The following is a 1,588-nucleotide window of genomic DNA, read 5'->3' as shown; positions in this document are numbered from 1 at the left end:
ATGAATCTTACAGGGATAAGTGGAACCTCTATTTTAGGAGTGAATCAGCACGGTTTGCTTACAAGTAGCTCAACAAGTTATTTTTACTCTAATTTTCTGATAGGGCAGAACAATAACAAAAATCACAAATAAATGTTGTATGATGCTAAGGTTTAGTATTATAACGTCTCTTTTTTTTATTTTAGCTTATACCTTATCGAGAGTCTTTTTTATACCAATCAGCCAAAAGCCATATCCATATGTTCCAGAAGTATTTTATAGTATGGCATACCCGACTTATTTTATGATGCAGACAGTAATTGATGCGCTCCCACCACATATAAAATATCCTTATGAACAATATAACAGCGTTGATACGGAAAAAAAACGAAGATATAATTTATTTCAAGAAATTAAAGCCTATACATATATGGCTCTCACAGGTCCAATAATCGGCGTGATATTTGTAGCGGTGAGAGCACTACTAGTTCAGATGGGAAGATCTCAAAGAAAAAGTAATGAATTTTAAACCTATATCGGGCTGGATCGAGGAAGGATAGAGAATCCAATAGCTATGTCATATCAAGGGCATTCTGTGATAACAGGTGGCCCCATGAGTATAGAAGAATCAAGACAGCTTATAGAACAGCGTGCAAGGGAGGCGATATACAATGGAGAGGCTGCAATAAATGATAGGGATCCACGGATATTTGATGGACGATAATTTATGAAGAAGATAATAAAGTTTATAATCAATCAAGATGAGAAGACGATTATAAAGCGGCTAGAAAACATATTTATTGTAGGCGTTATTTTCATAATGATCTTAGCATCTATATATATTTTTTTGATAAGAGGGAATTGGACAAAATCTAATATTTTAGAAAGTCAATTACGTGGAAATCGCATAGCGATGGCTTTAGAAGAATACTATAAAGATCAGCAATATTATCCTGAAAAACTCGATGATCTTTTACCAAAATATATCGATAAATTACTTCCCCCTATTGCCGGTGATGGGGAATGGGAGTATTACAAAGACAAATGGGAATTTAGCAAGCAGACTGATGGGAGCATAACAAGGACATATTCAGATGGGAGAACTTTTAGTTTAGTGTTTAGAAGATACCGAGATAAGCACTATCCTTATATGTCTTATAGCAGCAGAACAAAGACATGGGAATTAGTAACGGAAAGTTTTTGATAAAAGAGATAGAGGTGTTAAAAGGTAAAGGGGGCGTAGTATTCAACCAGATCTACTTATCTAATAATGATGTAACAAACGAATAGTAAATTAATACAAATGGCACCTAGCCGATAAAATTTGTGAAGTGAGTGCGCGGCGAACTTCAATTAGGGCACGATCATGGATCTGACGTCTTCACAAGTCTTTTGGCGAGCCGCTGTGGCGGCACATCCAGCCTACCTTGCCCCGATTCTACTGACTGGCACGGCGAAAGGCGCGGCGGTAGTGCGAGCGTTCATAGACGGCGCCGAGGTGCATGGGATCACGCATCCGGGGCCAGCGGACAACGTCGGCGCGTGGAGTGGCACGGCGTTGCTCAGCCCCGGGCCGCACACGCTCAGGGTGCAAGGCGTGATGCCTACG

2 protein-coding genes are annotated in these 1,588 nt (G+C 39.6%); both read left to right on the top strand.

The annotated features are described in order from the left end of the window. Positions 1-262 precede the first annotated feature (262 nt). Complete coding sequence (locus tag NZM04_08165) at positions 263-508, top strand: hypothetical protein (GenBank protein ID MCS7063996.1); 246 nt, start codon at positions 263-265, stop codon at positions 506-508. 198 nt (positions 509-706) lie between these two features. After that, entirely contained in the window at positions 707-1,183 is a 477-nt protein-coding gene (locus tag NZM04_08160) for a hypothetical protein (GenBank protein ID MCS7063995.1), read from the top strand. Positions 1,184-1,588 lie beyond the last annotated feature (405 nt).

The sequence above is a fragment of the Candidatus Methylacidiphilales bacterium genome, assembly GCA_025056655.1.
GTDB lineage: Bacteria > Verrucomicrobiota > Verrucomicrobiia > Methylacidiphilales > JANWVL01 > JANWVL01.
Note: the sequence above shows the minus strand (reverse complement) of the source record. Positions and strands in the feature narration are given on the sequence as shown.

What these genes read in the sequence shown, in the direction of transcription:
- NZM04_08165 (MCS7063996.1), top strand. Translation starts at nt 263, where the DNA reads ATGGCATACCCGACTTATTTTATGATGCAGACAGTAATTGATGCGCTC.
- NZM04_08160 (MCS7063995.1), top strand. Translation starts at nt 707, where the DNA reads ATGAAGAAGATAATAAAGTTTATAATCAATCAAGATGAGAAGACGATT.